Below are 1,154 nucleotides of genomic sequence, written 5' to 3'. Positions count from 1 at the left end.
TTCGACCAGGGGGTGAGGTGGTGGATGTGGCCCCACTCGGCCGGACGGCTGCAGCCGCCCCAGGTGCAGGTGCGGTCGCGCAGGCGGACGGCGGTGCGCACCTTGTCCGGCCAGGAGTAGACCGACCGGCCCACGTCCAGCGGCCGGTCGTCGTCCACGAGGACGGGGACGAGCTGGGCGTCGCAGGCCAGCAGGGTGGTCTGCTCGGCGGACAAGGGGTGACCGCCCGGCAGCGTCGCGGGGTCCGCACCGGGCGCGGCGGGGTCCAGCAGCGTCGCCAGCGGCACGGTCACCACCAGGCGGGGCCGGCTGGAGGCCGTGCCGGTGGCTCCGGCGAGGTGGGCCTGTGCGACCTGTACCAGGGCGTCGGCCAGCCGGCGGGGGTGCGGGCGGGTGTCGGGGGTGCCGTCCTGCGCGGGTCGGGGTGCGGCGAGGTGTTCGAGGGCACTCATGAGGGTGGTGCCGGCGACGGGGTCGAGCTGGCCGGACAGCAGCCAGGTGCCGTCGTCGGCCTGGGTGCAGCGCAGCTGGCGGCGTCGTTCCTGGCCGGCCTCGGTCCGGGCGAGGTCGTCGTCCGCACCGGCATCCAGGCGCGCGATCAGCCGCCGGCCGACCTGCGCCAGGCGCCGGGGGTCAAGGTGCGCTGCCTGCTCGAGCAGGAAGGCCTCCGCGTCGGCCCTCGTCGCCGCGTCCACGGCGGCGGGCAGCCGGGTCATGACGGTGTGGACGACACCGGCCTGGTCACCGGTGACCCGTCCCTGCGCGAGGGCGGCCCCGGCGGCGGACAGGTCGGTCTGCAGGGCGACCGCGAGGTCGACGCGGCGGCGGGCGTGCTCGGCGCGGGTGGTGGTCGCGCCGACCAACCAGTCAGCCGTCGAGGGTGCTCCGGCGACGGTGCCGACGCGTCGCTCGTCGGCGGCGGCGAGTACTCGCAGCCGGACGGCCTCGAGGCGGGCGGCCTGCCGCTCGAGCTCCACGACGGCCTCACGGACCCCGGCGTCGGAGGTCTGCCACAACGGCGCGGCCAGCAGGGCGTCGACCGCCGCGGTCAGCACCGTCACCCCGTCCGCGAGGGCGCTGGCCGGGACCAGTGCCGTCACGGCGACGGGCGTGACGACGCCGGTCGTCGTGCCCGCGCCGTCGGTGGTCATGGC

The 1,154-nt window shown here is 77.1% G+C and carries 1 protein-coding gene; it reads right to left on the bottom strand.

The window, feature by feature from the left end:
- The coding region (locus EDC03_RS17340) for a DUF222 domain-containing protein (protein WP_158674350.1) at nt 1-1,154 on the bottom strand (1,154 nt) is incomplete at both ends.

The organism is Pseudokineococcus lusitanus (assembly GCF_003751265.1).
GTDB lineage: Bacteria > Actinomycetota > Actinomycetes > Actinomycetales > Quadrisphaeraceae > Pseudokineococcus > Pseudokineococcus lusitanus.
Note: the sequence above shows the minus strand (reverse complement) of the source record. Positions and strands in the feature narration are given on the sequence as shown.